The organism is Thermomonospora echinospora (assembly GCF_900108175.1).
Classification (GTDB): Bacteria; Actinomycetota; Actinomycetes; order Streptosporangiales; family Streptosporangiaceae; genus Thermomonospora; species Thermomonospora echinospora.
Window position 1 is genome coordinate 733,109 of record NZ_FNVO01000001.1, and the last position, 21,234, is coordinate 754,342.

A 21,234-nucleotide genomic window follows, 5' to 3' on the forward strand; every position below is an offset into this window, starting at 1 on the left:
GCTACCGGCGGGCGAGGTGGCGGGAGATGACCAGGCGCTGGATCTGGTTGGTGCCCTCGAAGATCTGCATCACCTTGGCCTCGCGCATGTAGCGCTCGACCGGGAAGTCGCGGGTGTAGCCGGCGCCGCCGAGCACCTGGACGGCGTCGGTGGTGACCTTCATGGCGTTGTCGGTGGCGACCAGCTTGGCGATCGAGGCGTGCCGGCCGTAGGGGTGGCCGGCGTCCTTCAGCCGTGCCGCCGCCAGGTAGGTGGCCCGCGCCGACTCCACCGCGGCGTCCATGTCGGCCAGCACGAACGCCAGCCCCTGATGGTCGATGATCGGCTTGCCGAACGCCTCACGCTCCCGGGCGTAGGCGACGGCGGCGTCCAGCGCCCCCTGGGCCAGGCCGGTGGCGACCGCGGCGATGCCCAGCCGCCCGGCGTCCAGGCCCGCCAGTGCGATGGACAGGCCCTGCCCCTCCTGCCCGATCAGGTGGTCGGCGGGGATGCGCGCGTCCACCAGGCGGACGGTGGCGGTCGTGGACCCCATCAGGCCCATCTTGTCCTCGGGCCGGTCGAACTCCAGGCCCGGGGTGTCGGCGGGCACGTGGAAGCAGGAGATGCCGCGCGCACCCTCGTCGGACGTACGGGCCATGACCGTGTAGAAGTCGGCCTCGCCGCCGTGGGTCGTCCAGGCCTTGGCGCCGTTGAGCACGTAGGAGTCGCCGTCCCGTACCGCCTTGGCGCGCATCGCGGCCGGGTCGGAGCCGGCGTGCGCCTCCGACAGGCAGTAGGCGCCCAGCCGCGTCCCGGACAGCATGTCGGGCAGCCACCTGGCCCGCTGCTCGTCCGTCCCGAACGCCAGCAGCGGGAAGCACGACAGCGCGTGCACGCTCACCCCGACGCCCACGCTCGCCCACACCGCGCCGATCTCCTCCAGCACCTGCAGGTAGACCTCGTAGGGCTGGTCGCCGCCGCCGTACCGGCCGGGGTAGGGCAGGCTCAGCAGTCCCGCCTCGCCCAGCGTCGCGAACACCTCACGCGGGAACGTCCCGGTGCGCTCGGCGGCGTCCACCCGGGGCGTCAGCTCCTTGGCGGCGATCTCGCGGGTGAGCGCGATGAGGTCCGCCGACTCGGGGGTGGGCAGATGCCGGGTGGCTGGCATGAGGGACTCCTTTCGCCCTACCGGAGAATACCAACCTTAGTACCGAGGAACCGTTTTTGGTACTCTCCGGCCATGGCCACGGCATCCCGGACGAAGGCGGAACGGCGGCGCGAGGCCCTCGTCGACCGGCTCATCGAGGTGTTCCTCGATCGGGGGTTCGCCGAGCTGAGCGTGGCCGACCTGGCCGCCGCCCTGCGCTGCTCGAAGACGACGCTGTACCTGGTCGCCGCGAGCCGGGAGCAGATCATCGTCACCGTGGTGCGGGCGTTCTTCCGCCGCGCGGCCGAACGCGTGGAGGCGGCCGTCGACACCGGCGCCGACCCGGGCCGGCGGGTCGGCGCCTATCTGCGCGCGATCTCGGCCGAACTGGCGCCCGCGTCACCGGCCTTCTTCACCGACCTGGACGCCTTCCCCCCGGCCCGGGAGATCTACCGGCAGAACACCCAGATCGCGGCGCGGCGCGTGCGGGAACTGGTCGGCGAGGCCTCGCCCGACGCGGACGCCTCCTTCGTCGGCGCCGTCGCCGGCCTGGTGATGGAGGCCGTCCACCGCGGCGAGATCAAGGCGATGACCGGCCTTGCCGACTCGGCCGCCTACGCGGCGCTCGCCGACCTCATCATCGCCCGCATGTCCACCGCCTCCGGCCGCGAGGCTTGAACCGCCGGCCGCCTCGTCTTTGACCGCGCTCTCACGACGGATGCTGTGCCAGGAGCAGTGCGGCGGCGTGCTCGACGACGATGTCCAGATCGTCGCCCAGGCCGCCGGCCAGCCATTGCTGGGCGAGTTCCACCATCGCGCCGGTGAACATCGCGGCCCGCACCCGTGCCAGGCGCGGGTCGGCCGCGGGGTGCGTGCGGGTCTCCTGCTGCAGGACGGCGTCCATCAACGCCGTCTGGGTGGCCTCCCGGCGGCCGGCCAGCACGGGGTTGGCGCGGGCCTCGGTGAACAGCACCCGGCCCCGGCGCGGGTCGGCCGAGCTGAACTCCAGCACGCCGTGGATGCCCGCCCGGAGCCTTTCCGCCAGGTCGTCGCCGGTCGCCTCCAGGGCCGTCCTCAGGCGTTCGGTCAGCTCGGCGGCCACCTTGTCGTAGACCGCGCCGAGGAGCTGGTCGGTGTCGGCGAAGCTCTCGTAGAAGTAGCGGGCGTGCAGCCTGCCGGCCCGGCATACCGCGCGTACCGACACTCCTGCCTCGCCCTCCGTGCCGAACAGCGCGAACGCCGCCGCCACCAGCCGGGCGCGGCGCTCGTCGCGCCGGGCGGCCAGCGGCATGCCCGCCCACCGGGTCGCCGCGGTCTCCGTGTCGTTCGCCACCGCCTCAGCCTAGCCGTCCCAACTCTGGCTACACCCGTAGCCAGAAATGCCGTATTCTGGCCACACCTGTAGCCAGAGTTGGGAGCCGGCATGATCCCCCTGCCTCATCGTGCGCTCGCCCGGACCCTCGCAGAACGGTTCGACGGCTATTTCGACACCCAGGTACGGTCCCGCTTCTTCAGGGGGCTCGACTTCGCCGGGCCCGTGGGCGACCCCGGTTGGTTCGGTCCCGACAGCGCCGTGTGGTACGTGCACTCCCACACGCCGATCTTGTCCTTCGGGCTGGCGTGCGCGGCCTATCTGGAAGGGCTGGACCCCAGCATCTACTGGATGGGCGTCGACCACTCCAGGCTCACCGCCAAGGACGCCGAAGGACGTCCCACCGGCGAGTTCGACATCGAAGGGGCCGCCGTGCGGTTCGGGCACTCCCTGTCGTTCTTCATCGGCACCGCCTACGGATCCACCGAGACCGCCGAACGCCTCGCCCGGACCGTGCGCGCCATGCACCACACCGTCAAGGGCCACCGCCCCGACGGTCTCGCCTACGACGCCGACGACCCCGACTGGCTGCGCTGGAACTACGCCACCGTCGTGTGGGGCCTGGCCACCGCACACGAGCGCTACCACCCCCGTCCGCTCCGCGGGAAGGACCTGGACGGCTACTACCGCGAATTCGTCCGCGTCGGCCATGCCCTCGGCGGCACCGACCTTCCCACCACCAAGGCCGAAACCCTCGAATGCCTGCGGGCGTACCTGCCCCGCTTGGCTGTCACCCCCGGCAAGGCCGCCCGCACCGGCCCCAACCTCCGCGACACCCCCACCACCCTGCTCACCGGCCCGTTCATGGACTGGGCCGTCCGCGACACCCTTCCCGACTGGGCCGCCCGCATGGTCATGCACCTGCCGCCCAACCCCGTCGAAGGAAGAGCCCGCCGCACCGTCCTCTGGCTGGCCCTCAACGCCCCCCACGCCATCTCCGGCCCGATCAAGGAATTCCAGCAGGCACAGGCCAGAGTCGCCGCCGGCACCACCGGCGCCCCCACTGCACCCGGCTACGAGCCCGGCACCGACCCCGTCCGCAGCCGCGCCGAGGCTGAAGCCATGGCCTGAGAGCAGGCCGCGTCGTCAACGGTCCCCGCGAGCCGGGCGGTACGGCGGTGGAGAACGGCGCAATGGCAGACTTCGGGAAGCATTTCACCGATCGTCGGACGGCCGGGCGCCGCTCGAAGCGCCTGGCCTCCGGGTCGTACGAGGAGTTCCCATGGCCTACGACGTCGCCGCCGTCCGCGCGCAGTTCCCTTCCCTGAAGGCCGGGTGCGCCCACTTCGACGGGCCCGGTGGCACGCAGACGCCGCTGCCCGTCATCGACGCCATCGCCGACGCGCTGGCGAACCCGCTGTCGAACCGCGGGCACGGCACGCCAGGGGAGCGCAACGCGGACACGATCGTCGGCGACGCCCGGCAGGCCATGGCGGACTTCCTGGGCGCGCACCCGTCCGGCATCGTCTTCGGGCGCAGCGCCACGCAACTGGCCTACGACTTCGCGCGGGCCCTCGCCAAGACGTGGTCCCCGGGCGACGAGGTCGTCGTCACGCGCTTGGACCACGACTCCAACATCCGGCCGTGGATCCAGGCCGCGCAGAGCGCCGGGGCCACGGTGCGCTGGGCGGACTTCGACCCCGCGACCGGCGAGCTGCACCCCGAGGCGATCGGCGCGGTGCTGTCCGAACGCACCCGCCTGGTGGCGGTCACCGCCGCCTCCAACCTGATCGGCACCCGTCCGGCGGTCGCCGAGATCTCCCGGTCAGTCCATGACGCCGGAGCGTTGCTCTACGTCGACGGTGTGCACTACGCCGCGCACGTGTCCGTCGATGTCGAGCGGCTGGGCGCGGACTTCTTCGCCTGCTCGCCGTACAAGTTCCTCGGTCCCCACCTGGGTGTGCTCGCGAGCCGCCCCGAGCTTTTGGACACTCTGCGGCCGGACAAGCTGCTGCCCTCGACGGACGTGGTCCCCGAGCGGTTCGAGCTCGGCACCCTTCCCTACGAGCTGCTGGCGGGCGCCCGCGCCGCGGTCGACTTCATCGCCGGTCTCGGCCCGCGGACCGAAGGCGGACGCCGTGCGCGGCTCGTCTCCGCGTTCGCGGCACTCGAGGAGCACGAGGACGTGCTGCGGCGCCGCATCGAGGAAGGACTGTCGGCGCTGGAGCCCGTCACCGTGCACTCACGGGCGGCCGAACGCACCCCGACGCTCCTGATGACCATCGACGGCCGCAGCACGGTCGACGCCTACCACCACCTCGCCGAACGCGGCGTCGTCGCACCGTCCGGCTCCTTCTACGCGCTGGAGGCGTCGCGCAGGATCGGCCTGGGTGACGACGGAGGGCTCCGCGTGGGCCTGGCCCCGTACAACAACGCCGAGGACGTCGACCGCCTGCTCCAGGGACTGGCGGACTTCCTGCGGCAGCCCGGCTGAGGAGAATCACCTCGGTTCCCCGCCGCCGGGGAGGTCCGCGCCCGGCACGCCCGCGACCTGCCTGCGCTCAGACAGCGCCGGCCAAGATCTTCGTCAGGCTCCTGGTGAGTGCTCGGCCGGTACCGGGGATGCCTCCACCCTGTCGGCCAGGCCGGAGACGTCCACGGAATCCAGTGGGATCGGCGAGAACATCGGCGGCTCCTCCTCCGGCGTCAGCGCCGTGGGGCCATAGATCCAATCGGTGAAGGAGTAGTCGTAGGTGTCACGGGCCCGTAGGAGCGTGTTGCGCTGGAGGCGGGCGACGCCGTCCAGATGCCACAGCTCGCCCCAGGCGCGGGCCGTGGTCAGGACGCGCCGGCAGTGCTCGGGGCGGACGGCCTCGTAGGCCGCCAGGGCGCCCTGCCAGTCGATCGAGCCGTCCTCGGCGCGGCGCGCGGCGACGTGCTTGGCGAGCACCCAGCCGTCCTCGATGGCCATGATCGCGCCCTGCGCCATGTACTGCAGCGGCGGGTGGGCGGCGTCGCCGAGCAGCGCGATGCCGCCGTCGCCCCACGTCATGATGGGGTCGCGGTCGAACATCCGCCACCAGCGGTCGCGCCACATCAGCGGGATGCCGGCCTGGACGTCCGGGCAGGTCGCGGCGAAGGCGTCGTCGAGTTCGTCGGGTGTGCCCCAGTCCTCCTCGCCCGCGAGGGCCTTGGGGGACTGGAAGACCGCGACCTGGTTGAGCATCGCGCCGCCGCGCAGCCCGTAGCGGACGAAGTGGCAGCGCGGGCCGACGTGGACCGAGACCTCGCTGAGGTCGACGTCCCGGCCGACCTGTTCGATGGGTAGGGCGGCGCGGTAGGCGACGTAGGAGGAGCTGACCGGCTCGTCGTCGACCAGGAGCCTACGCGCGACGGAGTGCAGGCCGTCGGCGGCGATGACGATCCGGGCCTTGTCGACGCGGCCGTCCGCCAGCAGGACCCGGGCGCCGGACACGGTGTTCTCGTAGCCGCTGACCCGGGCGTCGGTGATCAGGTCGACTCCCGCGCGCCGGCAGGCGCGCAGGAAGATGCCGTGCAGGTCGCTGCGGTGGATGACCATGTACGGAAAGCCGTACTCGCGTTCCAGGTCGACCAGGTCCAGACGGGTCAGCTCGCTGCCGTCGACGGCGTCGCGCATCACCATGCTCTTCGGCAGCACGCCGAGGTGCTTGGCCTCGTCGAGCAGGCCGTAGTCGTGCAAGATCCGGGTGCAGTTGGGCGCGATCTGGAGGCCGGCGCCGACCTCGCCGAACTCGCGGGCCTGCTCCAGCACGCGCACCCGCAGGCCCTCGCGGGCGAGGGCGAAGGCCGCGCTCAGGCCGCCGATGCCGCCTCCGACGATCAGGACGTCAACGGGGTACGCAGAAGGGGAGGTGGTCACGTTGCTCTCCTCGGTGCCGTGGACGCTCACAACCACGCCGGCAGCGTCGGAGCGGGGGAGCCGTCGGTCGCGGTCAGGGTGTGCGGACGGCCGGCGAGGTACGCCGTGACCTCTGCGAGGGGGCCGGCGACCGCGGTGGCGTCGTCTTCACCGAGCAGTTCCCAGCGGTCGCCAGTGTCGGCGGCGGTGAGAACGAGCGCGGGCCCGGGAGCGTTGCCGCGCTTGCCCGTGATGTCGTCGGCCAAGGCGGCCAGGAAGCCGGCGGGAAGGTCGGCGAAGGAGACACCGGTGGCCAGGTCGACGGTGTGTACGCAGACCTCGCGCGAACGCAGCCATGGGATCTCGGTCGCGGGGACCGTGCGGCCCTGGGCGGTGACCACTTCGGCGTTCCACTGGGCGGAGCTCAGGGCGGCGGTGCCGACGGCGAGCCGGTCCGCGGACTCGTGCAACCAGGCGGCCAGTTCGGCGGCCGGCTTCTGGGAACCGGCCTCGATGTCGGCGTTGCGCTGTTCACGCGAGGAGTACATCGGGGTCTCCTCACCGGTCGCGGCCCAGCGCACCAGGTTGCCCAGCGCGTCGGCGTTCGCCGCCACGTGCGCCACCAGGTGCTTGCGGGTCCAGTCGGGGAGTCCGGAGGGGGCGAGGTACTGCTCCTCACCCCACCCGGCGACCGCGTCGAGGAACAGTTCGGTGCCGGCCGCGCTCCAGCTCAGCGCGTCCTCGAAGGTGCGGCGCATCAGGCTGCGCTCTCCTCGGCCACGGTGTTCTCGAGCCGGCCGATGCCCTGGATCTCGGTGACGACGCGCTCGCCGCCGGTCAGATAGCGCTTGGGGTCGCGGGCGTGGCCGACACCGCCGGGCGTGCCGGTGGCGATGATGTCGCCGGGGTGCAGGCGCACCACCGTCGAGACGTACTCCACCAGCGCGACCGGGTCGAAGAGCAGATCGCCGGTGTTGTCGTGCTGCATGACCTCGCCGTCGACGCTGAGCCTGACCTCGAGCTCGGGACGTACGCCGCCGGGCAACTCGTCCGGGGTGACGACGTACGGGCCGACCGGGGTGGAGGAGTCCCACATCTTGCCCTGCAGCCACTCGCGGGTGCGGAACTGCCAGTCCCGGCAGGTGATGTCGTTGAGGACGGTGAACCCGGCAATCGCGGCCTCGGCCTCCGCGCCCCTGGCGCGGCGGGCCGGCGCGCCGATCACCACGGCGAGTTCGACCTCCCAGTCGAACTCGGTGGTCTCCTCCGGGCGGGCGATCTCATCGGTGGCGCCGATGAGGCAGTCGGCGAACTTCGCGAACAAGGTGGGATACTGCGGAAGCTCGCGGCCCATCTCCTGGATGTGGTTCTTGTAGTTGAGCCCCACGCAGACGACCTTCGAGGGGCGCGGCACGACCGGCGCGAAGTCCGCGCCCTCGGCGGGGTAGGTCCTGGCAGCGCTCGCGTCGACGGCCGCGGCGTTGGCGGCCCAGCCGCCCTGGGAGAGCAGTTCGCCGAGGTCGGCGGCGCCGAGGTCGACCAGCCGGTCGCCGTCGAGCCGTACGGCCCGGGTCGAGCCGTCGACGCGGAGGGTGGCGAGCTTCATCGGGTGGTCCCTTCGGTGCGGGTGTCGTGCTGGGTGCGGTTGAGCCGGAGGGCTTCGAAGACGGGGGAGTCGCTGAACCGGAACAGGTCCAGCGCGCCCGAGTCGGAATCGGTGGAGCCGGCCTCGGAGCGGGCGGAGAAGGATTCCCAGGACGGGACGACGAACAGGTCACCGCGGGTGACCGACCAGGTCCTGTCGCCCACGGTGACGGTGCCGGAGCCATCGAAGACCTGGTAGACCGACGAGCCGGTCTCGCGGACCGGGGTCGTCTCCGCGCCGCGGACGATGCGGTGCATCTCGACACGGATCGTGGGCAGGACGTCGGCGCCGGTGGCCGGGTTCGTGTAGCGGACGGCGGCATGGCCGGGCTCGACGGTGCCTCCGAAGCCCTCGGACTCCAGGGAGAGCTGGTCGGTCAGGGCGCGGTCGGTGAACTCCCACTTGTAGGACAGCAGCGGGGTGCCCGGGCCGGGTTCGCCGGCCGACAGCGGACGTAGCCCGGGGTGGGCCCACAGCCGCTCGGAACGGGAGCGCTCGGGCGTGATCCGCTCGGCGTCGCCGATCTCATCGCGGCCGAACTCGAAGAACTGCGCCTCACAGGCGTACTGGAGCGGGATGTCGAGGCCGTCGATCCAGGCCATCGGCTCGTCGGCCGCGTTGTGGTGGGCGTGCCAGTTCCAGCCGGCCTGCGGCAGGAAGTCGCCGCGGCGCATCGGGACGGCGTCGCCGTTCACGACCGTCCACACCCCCTCGCCCTCGACGACGAAGCGGAAGGCGTGCTGGGTGTGACGGTGCTCGGGGGCGTCCTCGCCGGGCATCAGGTACTGGATCGCGGCCCACAGCGTGGGGGTTGCGAAGGGCCGGCCGCCCAGGCCCGGGTTGGCCAGCGCGATCGCCCGCCGTTCCCCGCCGCGGCCGACCGGGACGAGGTCGCCGGCCCGCTCGGCGAGCCCGCGCAGGTTCTCCCAGCGCCACAGGTGCGGTACCGCGCGCGAACGGGGATGCGCCGGCATCAGGTCGCCGATCTCCGTCCACAGCGGCACCAGCAGCTCCCGCTCGAAACCGCGGTAGAGGTCTTCGAGCGCGGGGGTGACGTCGGGCTGGCCCGGCGCGTCGGTCGCCCGGAGCCGCACCGGGGACGCTGGCGTGGTCACAGGGGTGCTCATACGGTTAATGTTGCTGCTGTCTCACTCTGAAGAACGGCTAATTCTGCTGTGCAGAATCGAGAGGCCATGGACAAGCCGCTGAAGAATCCGCCCACCTACCTGATCACCAGTGTCGATCATGCGTTGCGGATCGCCGCGATGCTGCAACTGGAGGGCGAGCTGACCGTCTCGGAGGTGGCCGAGCGGCTGGGCGTGGCCCGTTCCACCGCGCACCGGCTGCTCGCGATGCTGGTGTACCGGGACTTCGCGGTCCAGGACGAGCGGCGCCTCTACCGGGCCGGCCCGGTCCTGGAACTGGCCGCCCACTCGCCCTCGGTCGCGTCCCGGCTGCGGGCGGCGGCCCTGCCGCACCTGCACCGGCTGGTCGACGTGCTCGACGAGTCCGCCAACCTGGCGGTGCGCACCGGGGACACGGTCCGGTTCATCGCCAGCGTCGAGTGCACGCAGAGCCTGCGGGTGGGCTCCCGAGAGGGCATGGTGTTCCCGGCCCACCGCACCACGGCGGGACTGCTGCTGCTGGCCGAGCTGACCGACGAGGAGCTCGCGGCGGTCTACCCGGCCGAGCGGTACGCCGACCGCCCCGAGGACCGGCCCGATCTGGCACGGCTGCGGACCCGGCTGGCCCGGGTGCGGCGCAACGGTTTCGTGCTCAACCAGGGCCGCTCGGAGCGCGGCGTGGTGGCGCTCGGCGTGCCGATCCGGGCCCCGGACGGGGACGCCCTCGCCGGGCTGTCGGTGTCGATGCCGAGCGGACGCTACGACCGGCGCCGGCTGCCGGCACTGGTCGACATTCTTTCCCGCGCCGCGGGCGCCGTCGGGGCCGACCTCGCCCGCTCGGCCTGAACGGATACCGGGTGAAGCGATGCGCCGCCGTGGAACGAGGCGGCGCGCCGGCTTCCGCCGCGTGGCCGAACGCCGTGCTCGGCCACGTTCGGCTACCCGTTCTCCGCCGCGGTGCGCTTCGTGAACGGCAGTACGAGCCGGGACCGGTGGGCGGCGTCGCGATAGATCTTGTGGGTGACGGGGCGGCCCACCGGCAGGTGGAACGCGTCCGGCGGCAGCAGCGAGTTGTGCGCGTCGGCCAGCGGTTCGTCGTTGGACAGCTCCACCACCAGCCGGTGGCCGGGGGCGAACGTCGCCGCGAACGGGTAGAGCCGCAGGACGTACTCCTCGATCTTCCCGGGCACCACCGGTACGGCGCGGGTGTGCGGGTGGTACGGGTCGCCCTCGGTCGTCCGGTCGTCCAGCTCGCGGTGCGACGCCTTGAGGAAGCCGGTGGTGATCAGCTGGCGGCCTCCGTTCGGGGCGACGTCCCACAGCCGCATGATGAAGTTCGTGTCGTCCTGGTCGATCTCGGCGAACAGGTGCGCCGCACCGGTGCCGATGAGCTCCGTGGGCTCCTCGAACGGCTCGGTGCTCCAGCTGACGATCTCCACCTTGTCGGTCACCGTCAACGGTGCCTGGTAGAAGCCGTCCGGGGCGGCGTGCTCGGCGCCCATCAGCTCGGGCTCCCAGGAGAGCCGGTGGCGCGGGCGCAGGTACAGCGGCCTGTACTCGATCTCCTTCGGCGGCCACTGCTGCGCGGTGACCACCTCACGCGAGCCCTCGACGAAGACGCTCACGGCCGGCTCGTCCATGATGCCGTTGTCGATGCCCTTGAGCCAGTACTCGTACCAGCGGAACATCTTGTCGTGCTCCTCGATCCAGGGGCGCGACTGCATCGGCGGGTAGGAGCCGATGTCCAGCTTCTTGGGACCCTTCAGCACGTTGAACAGCTCGATGTGGCCGTCCACGGTCCAGCCGCGTCCCTGGTCGATCTGCAGATAGACCGGGATGTCGATGTTCTCGGCCAGCGTGATGGGGTTGCGCTCCTCGTACCACTGCCCGTCGAGGTCGTTCATCACGATGTCGAACCAGAACTCGCGGTTCTTCGGGTACTTCAGCACGTGCACGAGGTTGGGCCACGCGGCCACGTCCGGATCCCGGAGCCGCTCGTCGACGAGTTTCTTGAGCTCCTCCGGGGAGTGGACCTCCTGCATACGGGACCTGACGTCGGTGTGCGCGATGCCGGAGTCGCCGCCGCGCCCCTCGCGGGCGGCCCGCGGCATGAACCACATGACGCCGCCGTGGTAGGTGGTCTCGTAGAAGTCGAAATGGCCGCCGCTGACGAAGATCGCCTTCAGGTGCGGCGGCCGCTCGGCCGCGGCGACCACCTGCATCGACCCGAAGTAGGAGATGCCGATCATGCCGACGTTCCCGTCGCACCACGGCTGCTCGGCGACCCATTCGATGAGGTCGTACAGGTCCTGACCCTGGGGGACGCCACCGGCGTTGTAGTTGCCGATCATCGCGCCGCCGGAGTCACCGGTGCCGCGCATGTCACCGATGACGTGGACGTAGTCCTCCTTGACGACGCGCGCGATGTCACCGGCCTCGATACAGCCGTCCCACATCGGGCTGGGGCGGCGCTGCGGCGGCGTGGTGAGGGCGAGGGCCTGCAGCTCCTTGCCGTAGGCGCTCATCGCGATCAGGGCCGGCCGCGGCCTGTCCTCCGTGCCGTGGTAGGCGTCCACCGCGAGGGTGACCCCGTCGCGCATCGGTACCCGCAGGTCCTTGCGGACGGCGATCGTCTGCTCGCCCGCCTGGATCGTCTGGAAGTCGGCCATGAGTGCGAGATTCCTTGTCCTCTGTCAGGAGTTCTGGTCGAAGTGCGTGCGGTAGCCGTGCATCGACGTGAAGAACGGCGACGGTTCGAGCGTGGGATCGCCGGTGTAGCCGAGCCTCTCGGCGACAGGGGCGAACGGGGAGTACGGCGAGTTCGTCTCCCGCAGGCCGTCCTGAAGGCAGCGGCACGCCGCTTCGCCGACACCGGCCTCGATGTCCAGGCTCCCCTGGAGCGCCTCCCGAGCCTGGTCGGCGTCGAGCTCGACGCCGTACGGCATGCCGTCCGCACGGCGGTACGGGTGCCCCAGGTACAGGTGCCGCGGGCGGATCTCGTCGCGCAGGTACCGCAGGCTGGCGCGGTACGCGGCCGGATCCATGTAGCCGGGGAAGCCGTTGGCGGCCCCGTGGACCTGGACGGCGTCGCCGACGAACACCGAACGCTGGCCGTCGATCACATAGGCCACCGATCCGGGCGTGTGGCCGGGGACCGCGTGGACGGAGACGGTGACGCCGCCACCGAGCGAGAGGGTCTCGCCGCCCTTGAGCAGCATGGTCGGCTCCATCTCGCCGGAGATGACCGCATTGGCCGCGGCCGTCACCTTCGCCTCGCCCTCGGGGTCGTTCAGGTAACGCGCCCGACCGTGGAGGTACTCGTCCACATGCGCCCGGCGTGAGCGCAGCATTGGGGCGTCGGCCTGGTGAATGACCACCTGCGCGCGCCGGCCGGTGAGTTCCCACAGGGCGTGGGCGCCGCCGACGTGGTCGATATGACCGTGGGTCAGCAGGATCCAGCGCACGTCCTCGATGCGGCGCCCGACGGCCTCCAGCGCGGGGGCCATGCCCTCGGTGGGTGAGGAGGCGATCCCCGTGTCGACGATGGCCGGCTGGGGGGCGTCGATGAAGAAGCTGTACAGACCGAACCGACCCCACGGCGAGACCAGGGGATGAACGTTCACGTGCGTCATGACTCGCCCTTCAGGAAGGCGGCCGTCTCCTCGAAGACCCGGTGGTATTCCGGGATCCAGGAGAAGTGCTGCACGAATCCGTGGCCGGCGCCCGGGTAGCGGCTCACCGTGGCGTCGACTCCGGCCCCCTTGAGACGCCGGCCGTAGAGTTCGCCCTCATCACGCATCGGGTCGTACTCCGCGGTCACGATCAGCGCGGGCGGCAGCCCGGTGAGGTCGGCCCGCTTGATCGGCGAGACCAGCGGATCGGCGGGGTCGGCGCCGCTGCCGAGGTAGAAGGCGTTGAACGGCTTCAGCCCCGCCGTCTCCAGGCCGTAGCCGACGGCGTTCTCGCGCAGCGAGGCGTAGCGGTCGACGTCGAAGTCCAGATCGAGCGAGGGGTAGAACATCACCTGGTGGGTGATCCGGTCGAAGCCGTCGTCGTGCGCCATGCCGGCGACCGCGGCGACGAACGTGCCGCCGGAGCTGTCACCGGCGACGGCCAGCGTCGTGCCGTCCCAGGCCAGGGTCCCGCCGTTCTCGGCGGCCCATCGGACCGCGGCGTAGCAGTCCTTGAGACCGGCCGGGAAGGCGTGCTCGGGCGCCAGCCGGTAGCCGACGGAGACGACCTTGAGCCCGGTCTCCTTGGCCAGGGAGCGCGCGACGTGGTCGTGCGTTTCGAGGCTGCCGAGGAAGAACGCGCCGCCGTGGAAGTAGATCAGCAGGCCGTACGTGTCGGCCTCGACCGGCGTGTAGATCCGCACGGGGACCTCGCGCGCCGGAGTCCGCGCCGTGGTGTCCTCGACCGAGTGGAGTGGCAGGCGCTCCTCCAGAGGAAGAACCTGCGCCTCCTCCGCTGCGCGCATGGCGACCGGGTCGAGCGGGCCGGGAGGCGGCGCCGGCAGGCCGGCGAGGATCTGGGCGATGTCGGGGTGCAGCGGCATGGCGTCAGGCCTCCGGCTTCGGGGACGCGGGCTTCTGGGAGGCGGGCTTCTGGCCCGGGAAGACGTCGTTGATCTCGTCCTCGGTCCAGCCCTGGCGCGAGATGCGCTGTAGCTCGTCGGTCACCGGCTTGCGGGTGGCTTGGTAGAGCGCCAGCGCCTCCCCGACGGAGCCGGCCTCCTGGAGGGCGTCGGCGAGGGCGCCGGCGTCCAGGATCGCCGAGTTCGCGCCCTGGCCCTGGTGGTGCAGCATCGAGTGGGCCGCGTCGCCCACGAGGACGACGGAGTCCGAGTGCCACGTGTCGACCGGGTCGATGTCGTAGACCGCGCGGCAGTTGACGGCGTCCAGGTCCAGGCCGCGGGTGATGTTCACGATCCGCTCGTCGAAACCCTCGACGGTTTTCAGCAGGTCGTCCTTGGTGACGGCGGGCGTCCAGGTGCTGTCCGGACACAGGGCGGTGATGTCGAACGAGACCTGGCCGCGGTGGCGCAGCGGCAGGAAGTAGACCTTCGTGCCGCGGCCGAGGTACATCCGGAGGTTGTCGTCGACGGCCATCCCGTGGGCGTCGTCGACGGAGATCACCGCGCGGTAGGCGTGCTCGCCGGAGAACACCGGCCGGCCGCCACCGAACAGCTGCCCGCGCACGACCGACTTGATGCCGTCGGCACCGACCACCAGGTCGGCGGTGACCGACTCGCCGTTGGCGAAGGTCAGCGTCGCCTTGTCACCCTCGTCTCCAACGCTCTCCAGCTTGTGACCGAGGTGCACCATGCCCTCGGGGAGCACGCCCAGGAGGGCCTCGATGAAGTCCCCGCGGTGGATCAGGTGGGTCCGCTCGCCGAAGGTGTCGATCTCCGGCCACGGCTCCTTCATGATCGGGTCGGCGGTGGCGGTGAGGATCTCGAAGTAGTCGCTGGGGGAGCTGACCTGCTGGATGGCGTCGACGATGCCCCACTGGCGGAACCGGTCCATGGTGGACGGCCGCAGGCCGATGCCGGCCCCGACCTCGCGGATCCGGCTCGCCTGTTCGTAGACGTTGACGGTGGCGCCGAGGAGGCTCAGGGCCTTGGCCGCGGCGGCGCCGCCGTACCCCGCGCCGACGACGGCGATGGTCAGGTTCTTCAGCTCTGCGGGCTGCATGGCTCGGTCCTTGTCAGTTTTTGATCGAAAGGAAGTCGGCGGGGTTGTCGACGAAGATCGTCTTGATGGCGGCCTCGTCGAGACCGGCGGCGCGCAGGTCCGGGATGAGGTCCTCGAAGAGGTAGTTGACGGTGTGGCCCCGCACGCCCGGCCAGCCCAGCGGGCTGCAGTTGGCGTCGGCCGAGGCGAGCACCTGCCTGATGCGGCCCTCGCCGCTGATGAACCGGAGGAAGTGGTCCAGGCGCTCCTTGCGCGGACGGGCCCAGAACGGCGGGTCCGGAAGCTCGGTCTCGTAGCCGAAGGTGTCGAAGCCGATCCGGCCGCCCTGGTCGGCGATCCAGGTGTCGCGGGTCTTGTCGGCGTTGACGCCGTCGTCCACGTGCCCGAACAGCACACGGTCGAGGGGAAGGCCCTCCTCGTTGAAGATCGCGATCGCGTTCTCGGCGTCGACGGCCAGGTGGGTCAGGATGCCGACCCCGGTGGTCAGGGCGGCGCGGGCGGCCGCGCGGTAGATGCGCTTGTCCAGGTCCGTCATGCGGCCACCGCGGCTCACGCCCACCTTGATGATGCCGGCGCGGCCGCCGGTGTCGCCGATGCCGACGGTGATCTCGTGGACGAAGTGCTCGGCCAGGTACTCCACGCTCGCCCGGGCGAAGAACGGCAGCGCGGTGTCGCCGCCGACGAAGCCGGTGCTTGCGACGATGTGCACGCCGGTCTTCGCGGACAGCGACCGGTAATAGTCGACGTCCCGGCCGTTGCAGATGCCGGTCGCGTCGACGAACGTGCCGCCGCCGTACTCATGGAACCGGCGCAGCTTCGGAACGGTCTCCGCGTACCGCTGCTCGGGGGTCTTCCACCACGTGGTGTCCAGCTCGGAGCCCGGCATGCCGTACCCGATGTGCTCGTGGACGGCCACGAGACCCAGCTCCTCGGTCGGGATCGGCCCCAGGACGGTGTTCACTCTCGACACAACACTCACCTTTGAGGGAAGAAACTCGATGGTCGTGGGCTGCCGCGCGCTCAGCGCGTCGACAGCAGGTCGCGCGGGTTGCCCACGAGGATCCGCTGGACGTCCTCGTCGCCGAGGCCCTGTGCCTTGAGAAGGGGGACGAACGCGGTCAGGACGTGGCTGTAGCGCACCTCGTTGGCCGGGTGGCCCTTGGCGACGCCGGTCGCGTTGCTGGAGAGCAGGATCCGGCCGCCGTGGCCGGCCTCGATCAGCTCGGCGACCAGGGCGGCGCGCTCGGCGTCGGTGACGTGGGCGTCGTCCTCGGTGCCCACGTGGTCGAGGGCGACGTAGGCGCCGAGGGCCGCGACCTTGATCGGCGCGCCGGCCGCGACGGCGTCCCTGCGGTCGAGCCCGCCGACGACGACGCGGCCGGCCGGCAGCTTCTCGTCCAGGACGACCCGCAGGTCGCGTACGGCATCGTTCCCGTAGCGGATGGACACCGGGACGCCGGTGGTCAAGGCGGCGCGGGCCGCACCGCGGAACAGGCTCTCGTCGGTCGCGGTCATGCCCGCGAGGCTCGCGGCGGTGGCCACGAGGCCCGCGGCGCCCCGCCGCTCGACACGGGGGACCACCATGCCCTCGGTGACCTCCTTGGCGAAGAGGTCGGCGAACTTCTCGGCCGGCCATGGCGTCGGGGGGTCGGTCTGCGGCGTCAGGAAGTAGCCGCCGAGCATCTCCTCGGGGCCCTGGCCCGTCGACGCGACGATGTGCACGCCGGTCGTGCGCGAGAGGGCCTCGTACAGCCGCACATCGCGCCCGTGGAACATGCCGGTGCTGTCGACGATCGTCCCGCCGCCGTGCCTGCGGAAGTCCTGCAGCTTCTCGGCCAGGGTCGCGAAGATCTCGGCACGGTCGAGGGTGATGTCGAACGCGTACTCCGCTCCCGGAACCACCGACAGCAGGGCCTCGTGAATCGAGACGACCCCCAGCTCCTGCGCGGGAACGGGGCCGAGGACGGTGTTGACGGTGGCGTTCTCGGCGGTCTGGGCACCTGTCACGGGCACTCCTTTCGGTCTCGGCGAGTGACCGTGGTCACGCCGTGATGTGAATGGTGTCACGTGTGTTTACATCACGTCAAGTAAACTATCCATGCGTCAAGACTGCGAGCAGCACGTATCAAGAGTGAGCAGTGAGAGCGGAACCCGGCCGGTGTGCCCTATGCTGGCGGCGTGGCGACGCTTCGTGAGGCGCAGAAGGAGATGACGCGAAAGCTCCTGCTCGACGCCGGCCTGGACCTGTTCGCGTCGAAGGGCTATGCGGCGACGACGGTCGACGAGATCGCCTCGGCGGCGGGGACGACGCGGGTGACCTTCTACGCGTACTTTCCCTCCAAGGTCGATCTGATGAAGGCCCTCATCTCGGAGCGGCTCAACGCCGCGCTCGACCGGGTCCCCTCCGCCGAGCACGGGTCGACCGGGCGTGAGCTGGTCGCCGTGGTCGAGGACGGCTCGCGAGAGCGGATCCGCGCGTGGCTGGCCTCCACCTCACAACGCTGGGACGAGATCCGCCCCTACACCACGACCGCCTTCGAGGCCGCGGCCGTCGACCCCGAGATCCGCGCGCTCTTCGACGAGTGGCTGAACGAGGCCATCGGCGACATCAAGGACGGGCTCGACCGCGCCGACCGGTTCCCGGCCGGCACCCGCCACTTCCGCAGCGTCATCGCCATCACCGAGCTCGACTATGTCGCACGCCATTGGACACCGGGGACCTGGGGCGTCGGGTACGACGAGATGCTCGACGTCCTCACCGAGAGCTGGTTCGGCGCGATCGGACGCCACTGACCCGCGCCGCCTGGACGAACCCTCGCCTCATCCGCGCCCCGGCGACTCGGGGCCGATGCCCGTCAGGGCCTCGCCGCGTCGAACAGGAGCTGGCGTAGCCAGGCGATGAAGTGGTGGTCGCCCAGATGCGGGTTCCAGACCATGTCGATGCCCAGCCCGGGGAGCGGGAACGGGAACTCCTCGATCCGCAGCCCGACGAGCGTCCGCATTTCCGAGGCGACCCGGAAGCGCAGGAGGGCGACACCGCCGGCACGTCCGACCAGGTAAGGGACGAGCAGGAAATCGGAGATCAACTGGCCGACACGGTAGGTGACCCCCCTCTCGTCGAGCACCGAGTACGGGAAGACCCGCCGCTCGGTGTCCACGACGACATGCGGCTGTGTGGTCAGCAACTCCAGCGCGCTCGCTTCGGGGGGCGTGTCCGCCGAGGCCACCACCACGCACCGGTCGTCGTACAGGCGCTCCCGCGGGTACGGCGACGCGATCCCCTCGGAGAGCAGGACGACGTCGACGCCGTGCTCTGTGAAGGTGGACTCGGTCGGCACGGTGATCGTGCGCAGGCGGAGGGTCGCGTTCGGGGCCCGCTCCGCCACGAGCCGCCCCAGCCGGGCTCCGAGGACGAAGGCCGTGCTGGTGGTCATCGCGATGGTGATGACGCGGCGATCCGTCGCCGGATCGAAGCCGGGAAAGTTGATCACGTCCGCGGCCTGCTGGAGGGTCGCCCGCAACGGTGCGATCAGCTCCATCGCACGCGGGGTCAGCGTGACACCGTTCCCCTGCCGGACGAGAAGGTCGTCGCCGAGTAGACGCCGCATGCGCCCCAGGGCGTGGCTCATCGCGGACTGGGAGAGACCGACACGCTCGGCGCCCCTGGTCACCGAGCGCTCCTCCAGCACTGCGAGGAGGGGCACCAGCAGGTTGAGGTTGACCGACGCCAACCGGTCCAGCCTGGAAGCTGCGGTGCTCGCCCCCTCGTCGTCCATCGCGGTGAACCCTACCCGGTGCCCTGACTCAGACGGCGCAGCCGGGGGATCGGGATCCGGTGGTTCAGCGCCACCGCCGTACCGGAGCCGTCGTCGTGAGACCAGCGCATCAGGGAGGATCCGCCGGGTCCTCCCTCGACATATGTCGGCTCTCCCTGCACCGGAAGATAGCCCACGGCCTTGAGGCTGAGCCCGAACTGCTCGGTCCAGAAGTACGGCTGGAACCGGAGCGGTGGTGCCTCGTCCCCTCGAACGAGGGCGGCCGCGGCCACCTTCGCCTGCTCGATCGCACTGCTCCACAGCGGGATGCGCCGCCGGCCGTACGGCGTCGGGAACGCCGCCGGGTCGCCGACCGCTGCGATGTCAGGGCGCACGAGTCCGCGCGAGTCGACCTGGAGGACACCCTTCTCCACCATGCCCGTGTCCGCGAGCCAGTCCGTGTTGGGGACATCGCCGACCGCGGAGATCACCAGCCCGGCCTGGAGGACGGCGCCGTCCTCCAGCACGACGCGAGCATCTCCCGCCTGCCCTTCGAGCCGCGCACCGCCGGTCTCGACGACGGTGAGCCCGCGGTCCAGCGCGGCCTTGACGAAGACGTCAGCCAGATACGGCCCCAGTTGCACGATCAGTGGAGTCCCCTGAGAGACGAGCGTGACCCGGCAGCCCGCCGCCAGGCACCCCGAGGCGATCTCCATGCCGAGCGGACCGCCGCCGACCACGACGACCGACGGACTTGCAGCGAGTCGACCGCGCAGGGTCAGCGCATCGTCGAGTCCGCGCAAGGTGAGCTCCTCGGGCAGGTCGGACAGCCGCCGTGCGCGGGAACCGGTGGCGATCACGAGCCGGTCGTACGGCAGGGCGGTGCCGTCCTCAAGGCTGACAAGCCGACGCTCCACGTCGAGTCCAGAAGCCCTGACCCCGCGGATCTCGTTCGCCCCGTGCGTGGGCGGCGGGAGCTCATGGGACGACATGTCGTCGCCGTCGAGCAGGAGTGCCTTCGACAGCGCCGGACGGCTGTACGCCGGGTGCGGCTCGTCACCGACGATGGTCAGCTCCCCGTCGAAGCCGCTCTCCCGCAGCGAGTCCGCCGCGGTGAGGCCGGCGATGCCGTTGCCGACGACGACGACACGCTTGATCGGCGTGCTCATGCGATCCGCAGGGCCGCGACCGGGCAGACCCGGACGGCGGCGTTGGCCAGTGAGGCGTCGGCGTCGCTTATCTCCTCGCGGTCGAGGACGAGTTCGCCGTCGTCGTCGAGGTGCATCAGCTGCGGCGCGGCCTCCTCGCACAGGCCGTGTCCTTCGCAGCGGGGGCGGTCAATGACGATCTTCATCTGGATGTCCTTGAGCGTGGAAACCTCGGGCTTTAGCCCTGGGGACGAAACGCGGCACGGCGCCGCACGGTGGATGCGAACACATGTACGAGACTTAACTGATCGCCTGGCAACATGTGAGGCATGGCGCAGATCGTGAAGCGGGCCTATAAGTACCGCTTCTACCCGACTCCCGGGCAGGCCGAAGAGCTTGCCCGGACGTTCGGCTGCGTCCGCCTCGTCTACAACAAGGCGTTGGAGGAGCGCACCCGCGCCTACACGCTGGAAGGCCGCCGCGTCTCCTATGTGGAGTCCTCGGCCGCGCTCACGCAATGGAAGCGCGCCGACGAGTTGGCGTTCCTGAACGAGGTCTCCAGCGTCCCGCTTCAGCAGGCGCTGCGGCACCTGCAGTCCGCGTTCGCGAACTTCTTCGCGCGCCGGGCCAAGTACCCCACCTTCAAGTCCCGCAAGAAGTCCCGGGCGTCGGCCGAATACACCCGGTCGGCGTTCCGCTGGCGGGACGGTCGGCTCACCCTCGCCAAGATGAGCGATCCGCTGGACATCGTGTGGTCGCGTCCGCTGCCCGAGGGGGCGGAGCCGTCGACCGTGACCGTGTCCCAGGATGCGGCCGGGCGATGGTTCGTGTCCCTCCTGGTCGAGGAGAAGATCGCCCCGCTCGACCCAACCGGGAGCCTGGTCGGGGTGGACGCCGGAATCACCTCCCTGGTCACCCTGTCCACTGGGGAGAAGGTGACCAACCCCCGGCATGAGCGGGCCGATCGGCGCAAGCTGGCCAAGGCTCAGCAGGCACTCGCCCGCAAGGCCAAGGGGTCGGCGAACCGCGCCAAGGCCCAGCTGAAGGTGGCCCGGGTGTATGCCCGGATCGCCGATCGCCGCCGCGATCACCTGCACAAGCTCACCACTCGACTCGTCCGCGAGAACCAAACGGTCGTGATCGAGGACCTCACCGTGCGCAACCTGGTCAAGAACGGCTCGCTGGCCCGCGCCATCTCCGACGCGTCCTGGCGGGAACTCCGCTCGATGCTGGAGTACAAGGCGGCCTGGTACGGGCGGGAACTGCTGGTGATCGACCGGTGGTTCCCCTCTTCCAAGCTGTGCTCGGCCTGCGGCGCTCTGCAAGAGTCGATGCCGCTTGCCGTCCGGGAGTGGGCATGCGCCTGCGGCGCAGCCCACGACCGGGACGTCAACGCCGCGAAGAACATCCTCGCCGCCGGGCTGGCGGAGAGGTGAAACGCCTGTGGAGCTGGCGTAAGACCTCAAGGGCGCAAGCCCGGCGGGCGGCTGGCAGTGAAGCAGGAAGACCAACCCGTGAGGGTCGGAACCCCCCGGCTTCAGCCGTGGGGAG

General features: G+C 70.9%; 20 protein-coding genes and 1 pseudogene. 6 read left to right on the forward strand and 15 right to left on the reverse strand.

Annotated features, from left to right (window positions below; genetic code table 11):
• Position 1: 1 nt before the first annotated feature.
• Positions 2-1,147, reverse strand: a complete 1,146-nt coding sequence (locus tag C4U03_RS03325; RefSeq protein WP_103936077.1) for an acyl-CoA dehydrogenase family protein — start codon at positions 1,145-1,147, stop codon at positions 2-4.
• A 72-nt stretch (positions 1,148-1,219) separates the two neighbouring features.
• Here C4U03_RS03325 and C4U03_RS03330 point away from each other — a divergent pair, with 72 nt between their 5' ends.
• Positions 1,220-1,804 (forward strand): TetR/AcrR family transcriptional regulator, encoded by a 585-nt coding sequence (locus C4U03_RS03330; protein ID WP_103936078.1) that lies wholly within the window; start codon positions 1,220-1,222, stop codon positions 1,802-1,804.
• Positions 1,805-1,835: 31 nt separating this feature from the next.
• Here the strand turns inward: C4U03_RS03330 and C4U03_RS03335 are convergent, their stop codons facing one another.
• Positions 1,836-2,459: a TetR/AcrR family transcriptional regulator gene (locus tag C4U03_RS03335; protein WP_235017611.1), complete on the reverse strand. Its 624-nt coding sequence runs from the start codon at positions 2,457-2,459 to the stop codon at positions 1,836-1,838.
• Positions 2,460-2,549: 90 nt separating this feature from the next.
• On the opposite strand from C4U03_RS03335, the gene C4U03_RS03340 reads away from it, so the two are divergent.
• Positions 2,550-3,569: an oxygenase MpaB family protein gene (locus C4U03_RS03340; RefSeq protein WP_103936079.1), complete on the forward strand. Its 1,020-nt coding sequence runs from the start codon at positions 2,550-2,552 to the stop codon at positions 3,567-3,569.
• Positions 3,570-3,720: 151 nt separating this feature from the next.
• The gene (locus C4U03_RS03345) at positions 3,721-4,932 is read left to right on the forward strand and encodes a cysteine desulfurase-like protein (RefSeq protein ID WP_103936080.1); all 1,212 of its coding nucleotides are present in this window, start codon (positions 3,721-3,723) and stop codon (positions 4,930-4,932) included.
• Positions 4,933-5,025: 93 nt separating this feature from the next.
• Here C4U03_RS03345 and C4U03_RS03350 read toward each other — a convergent pair whose 3' ends face one another.
• Genes C4U03_RS03350 through C4U03_RS03365 form a run of 4 tightly spaced genes read right to left on the reverse strand, consistent with a single transcriptional unit; the run spans position 5,026 to position 9,090 of the window.
• Complete coding sequence (locus tag C4U03_RS03350) at positions 5,026-6,375, reverse strand: FAD-dependent oxidoreductase (protein ID WP_235017612.1); 1,350 nt, start codon at positions 6,373-6,375, stop codon at positions 5,026-5,028.
• Complete coding sequence (locus tag C4U03_RS03355; protein WP_103936081.1) at positions 6,366-7,076, reverse strand: maleylpyruvate isomerase family mycothiol-dependent enzyme; 711 nt, start codon at positions 7,074-7,076, stop codon at positions 6,366-6,368. Before C4U03_RS03355 ends, C4U03_RS03350 begins: the two co-directional genes overlap by 10 nt.
• A complete protein-coding gene (locus tag C4U03_RS03360; RefSeq protein WP_103936082.1) occupies positions 7,076-7,924 on the reverse strand; it encodes a fumarylacetoacetate hydrolase family protein in 849 nt (282 codons plus the stop codon). The genes C4U03_RS03355 and C4U03_RS03360 overlap by 1 nt, the downstream gene beginning before the upstream one ends.
• Positions 7,921-9,090, reverse strand: coding sequence for a cupin domain-containing protein (locus tag C4U03_RS03365; RefSeq protein WP_103936083.1), 1,170 nt, complete (start codon positions 9,088-9,090; stop codon positions 7,921-7,923). Before C4U03_RS03365 ends, C4U03_RS03360 begins: the two co-directional genes overlap by 4 nt.
• 66 nt (positions 9,091-9,156) lie before the next feature.
• On the opposite strand from C4U03_RS03365, the gene C4U03_RS03370 reads away from it, so the two are divergent.
• Positions 9,157-9,933: an IclR family transcriptional regulator gene (locus C4U03_RS03370; protein WP_103936084.1), complete on the forward strand. Its 777-nt coding sequence runs from the start codon at positions 9,157-9,159 to the stop codon at positions 9,931-9,933.
• Between the two features lie 92 nt (positions 9,934-10,025).
• On the opposite strand, the gene C4U03_RS03375 is transcribed toward C4U03_RS03370, so the two are convergent.
• From C4U03_RS03375 to C4U03_RS03400, 6 genes are read right to left on the reverse strand one after another with little or no spacing between them, the layout of a single operon-like run.
• Complete coding sequence (locus C4U03_RS03375; protein ID WP_103936085.1) at positions 10,026-11,756, reverse strand: CocE/NonD family hydrolase; 1,731 nt, start codon at positions 11,754-11,756, stop codon at positions 10,026-10,028.
• A 24-nt stretch (positions 11,757-11,780) separates the two neighbouring features.
• Positions 11,781-12,719, reverse strand: a complete 939-nt coding sequence (locus tag C4U03_RS03380) for an MBL fold metallo-hydrolase (RefSeq protein WP_103936086.1) — start codon at positions 12,717-12,719, stop codon at positions 11,781-11,783.
• Positions 12,716-13,642 carry an alpha/beta hydrolase gene (locus C4U03_RS03385; RefSeq protein ID WP_103936087.1) on the reverse strand — a complete coding sequence of 309 codons (927 nt, stop codon included), beginning with the start codon at positions 13,640-13,642 and terminating at the stop codon, positions 12,716-12,718. Before C4U03_RS03385 ends, C4U03_RS03380 begins: the two co-directional genes overlap by 4 nt.
• Positions 13,643-13,646: 4 nt before the next feature.
• Positions 13,647-14,780 carry an FAD-dependent oxidoreductase gene (locus C4U03_RS03390; protein ID WP_103936088.1) on the reverse strand — a complete coding sequence of 378 codons (1,134 nt, stop codon included), beginning with the start codon at positions 14,778-14,780 and terminating at the stop codon, positions 13,647-13,649.
• Positions 14,781-14,793: 13 nt separating this feature from the next.
• Positions 14,794-15,750, reverse strand: a complete 957-nt coding sequence (locus tag C4U03_RS03395; protein ID WP_103936089.1) for a phosphotriesterase family protein — start codon at positions 15,748-15,750, stop codon at positions 14,794-14,796.
• Between the two features lie 50 nt (positions 15,751-15,800).
• Positions 15,801-16,787 (reverse strand): phosphotriesterase family protein, encoded by a 987-nt coding sequence (locus tag C4U03_RS03400; RefSeq protein ID WP_103936090.1) that lies wholly within the window; start codon positions 16,785-16,787, stop codon positions 15,801-15,803.
• A gap of 201 nt (positions 16,788-16,988) precedes the next feature.
• Between C4U03_RS03400 and C4U03_RS03405 the strand changes: the two genes are divergently transcribed.
• Positions 16,989-17,573: a TetR/AcrR family transcriptional regulator gene (locus tag C4U03_RS03405; RefSeq protein ID WP_200826997.1), complete on the forward strand. Its 585-nt coding sequence runs from the start codon at positions 16,989-16,991 to the stop codon at positions 17,571-17,573.
• A gap of 62 nt (positions 17,574-17,635) precedes the next feature.
• Here the strand turns inward: C4U03_RS03405 and C4U03_RS03410 are convergent, their stop codons facing one another.
• Genes C4U03_RS03410 through C4U03_RS03420 form a run of 3 tightly spaced genes read right to left on the reverse strand, consistent with a single transcriptional unit; the run spans position 17,636 to position 19,889 of the window.
• Positions 17,636-18,556, reverse strand: a complete 921-nt coding sequence (locus C4U03_RS03410) for a LysR family transcriptional regulator (RefSeq protein ID WP_103936092.1) — start codon at positions 18,554-18,556, stop codon at positions 17,636-17,638.
• Between the two features lie 11 nt (positions 18,557-18,567).
• On the reverse strand, positions 18,568-19,704 hold the full coding sequence (locus C4U03_RS03415; RefSeq protein ID WP_103936093.1) for an NAD(P)/FAD-dependent oxidoreductase: 1,137 nt from the start codon (positions 19,702-19,704) through the stop codon (positions 18,568-18,570).
• Positions 19,701-19,889 carry a ferredoxin gene (locus tag C4U03_RS03420; protein WP_103936094.1) on the reverse strand — a complete coding sequence of 63 codons (189 nt, stop codon included), beginning with the start codon at positions 19,887-19,889 and terminating at the stop codon, positions 19,701-19,703. Before C4U03_RS03420 ends, C4U03_RS03415 begins: the two co-directional genes overlap by 4 nt.
• A 123-nt stretch (positions 19,890-20,012) precedes the next feature.
• Between C4U03_RS03420 and C4U03_RS03425 the strand changes: the two are divergent.
• Positions 20,013-21,200: pseudogene (locus C4U03_RS03425) on the forward strand (RNA-guided endonuclease InsQ/TnpB family protein); the annotation flags it as partial.
• Positions 21,201-21,234: the final 34 nt, after the last annotated feature.

What these genes read in the sequence shown, in the direction of transcription:
- C4U03_RS03375 (WP_103936085.1), bottom strand. Translation starts at nt 11,756, where the DNA reads ATGGCCGACTTCCAGACGATCCAGGCGGGCGAGCAGACGATCGCCGTC.
- C4U03_RS03415 (WP_103936093.1), bottom strand. Translation starts at nt 19,704, where the DNA reads ATGAGCACGCCGATCAAGCGTGTCGTCGTCGTCGGCAACGGCATCGCC.
- C4U03_RS03380 (WP_103936086.1), bottom strand. Translation starts at nt 12,719, where the DNA reads ATGACGCACGTGAACGTTCATCCCCTGGTCTCGCCGTGGGGTCGGTTC.
- C4U03_RS03355 (WP_103936081.1), bottom strand. Translation starts at nt 7,076, where the DNA reads ATGCGCCGCACCTTCGAGGACGCGCTGAGCTGGAGCGCGGCCGGCACC.
- C4U03_RS03370 (WP_103936084.1), top strand. Translation starts at nt 9,157, where the DNA reads ATGGACAAGCCGCTGAAGAATCCGCCCACCTACCTGATCACCAGTGTC.
- C4U03_RS03365 (WP_103936083.1), bottom strand. Translation starts at nt 9,090, where the DNA reads ATGAGCACCCCTGTGACCACGCCAGCGTCCCCGGTGCGGCTCCGGGCG.
- C4U03_RS03345 (WP_103936080.1), top strand. Translation starts at nt 3,721, where the DNA reads ATGGCCTACGACGTCGCCGCCGTCCGCGCGCAGTTCCCTTCCCTGAAG.
- C4U03_RS03420 (WP_103936094.1), bottom strand. Translation starts at nt 19,889, where the DNA reads ATGAAGATCGTCATTGACCGCCCCCGCTGCGAAGGACACGGCCTGTGC.
- C4U03_RS03385 (WP_103936087.1), bottom strand. Translation starts at nt 13,642, where the DNA reads ATGCCGCTGCACCCCGACATCGCCCAGATCCTCGCCGGCCTGCCGGCG.
- C4U03_RS03330 (WP_103936078.1), top strand. Translation starts at nt 1,220, where the DNA reads ATGGCCACGGCATCCCGGACGAAGGCGGAACGGCGGCGCGAGGCCCTC.
- C4U03_RS03325 (WP_103936077.1), bottom strand. Translation starts at nt 1,147, where the DNA reads ATGCCAGCCACCCGGCATCTGCCCACCCCCGAGTCGGCGGACCTCATC.
- C4U03_RS03360 (WP_103936082.1), bottom strand. Translation starts at nt 7,924, where the DNA reads ATGAAGCTCGCCACCCTCCGCGTCGACGGCTCGACCCGGGCCGTACGG.
- C4U03_RS03405 (WP_200826997.1), top strand. Translation starts at nt 16,989, where the DNA reads ATGACGCGAAAGCTCCTGCTCGACGCCGGCCTGGACCTGTTCGCGTCG.
- C4U03_RS03340 (WP_103936079.1), top strand. Translation starts at nt 2,550, where the DNA reads ATGATCCCCCTGCCTCATCGTGCGCTCGCCCGGACCCTCGCAGAACGG.
- C4U03_RS03390 (WP_103936088.1), bottom strand. Translation starts at nt 14,780, where the DNA reads ATGCAGCCCGCAGAGCTGAAGAACCTGACCATCGCCGTCGTCGGCGCG.
- C4U03_RS03410 (WP_103936092.1), bottom strand. Translation starts at nt 18,556, where the DNA reads ATGGACGACGAGGGGGCGAGCACCGCAGCTTCCAGGCTGGACCGGTTG.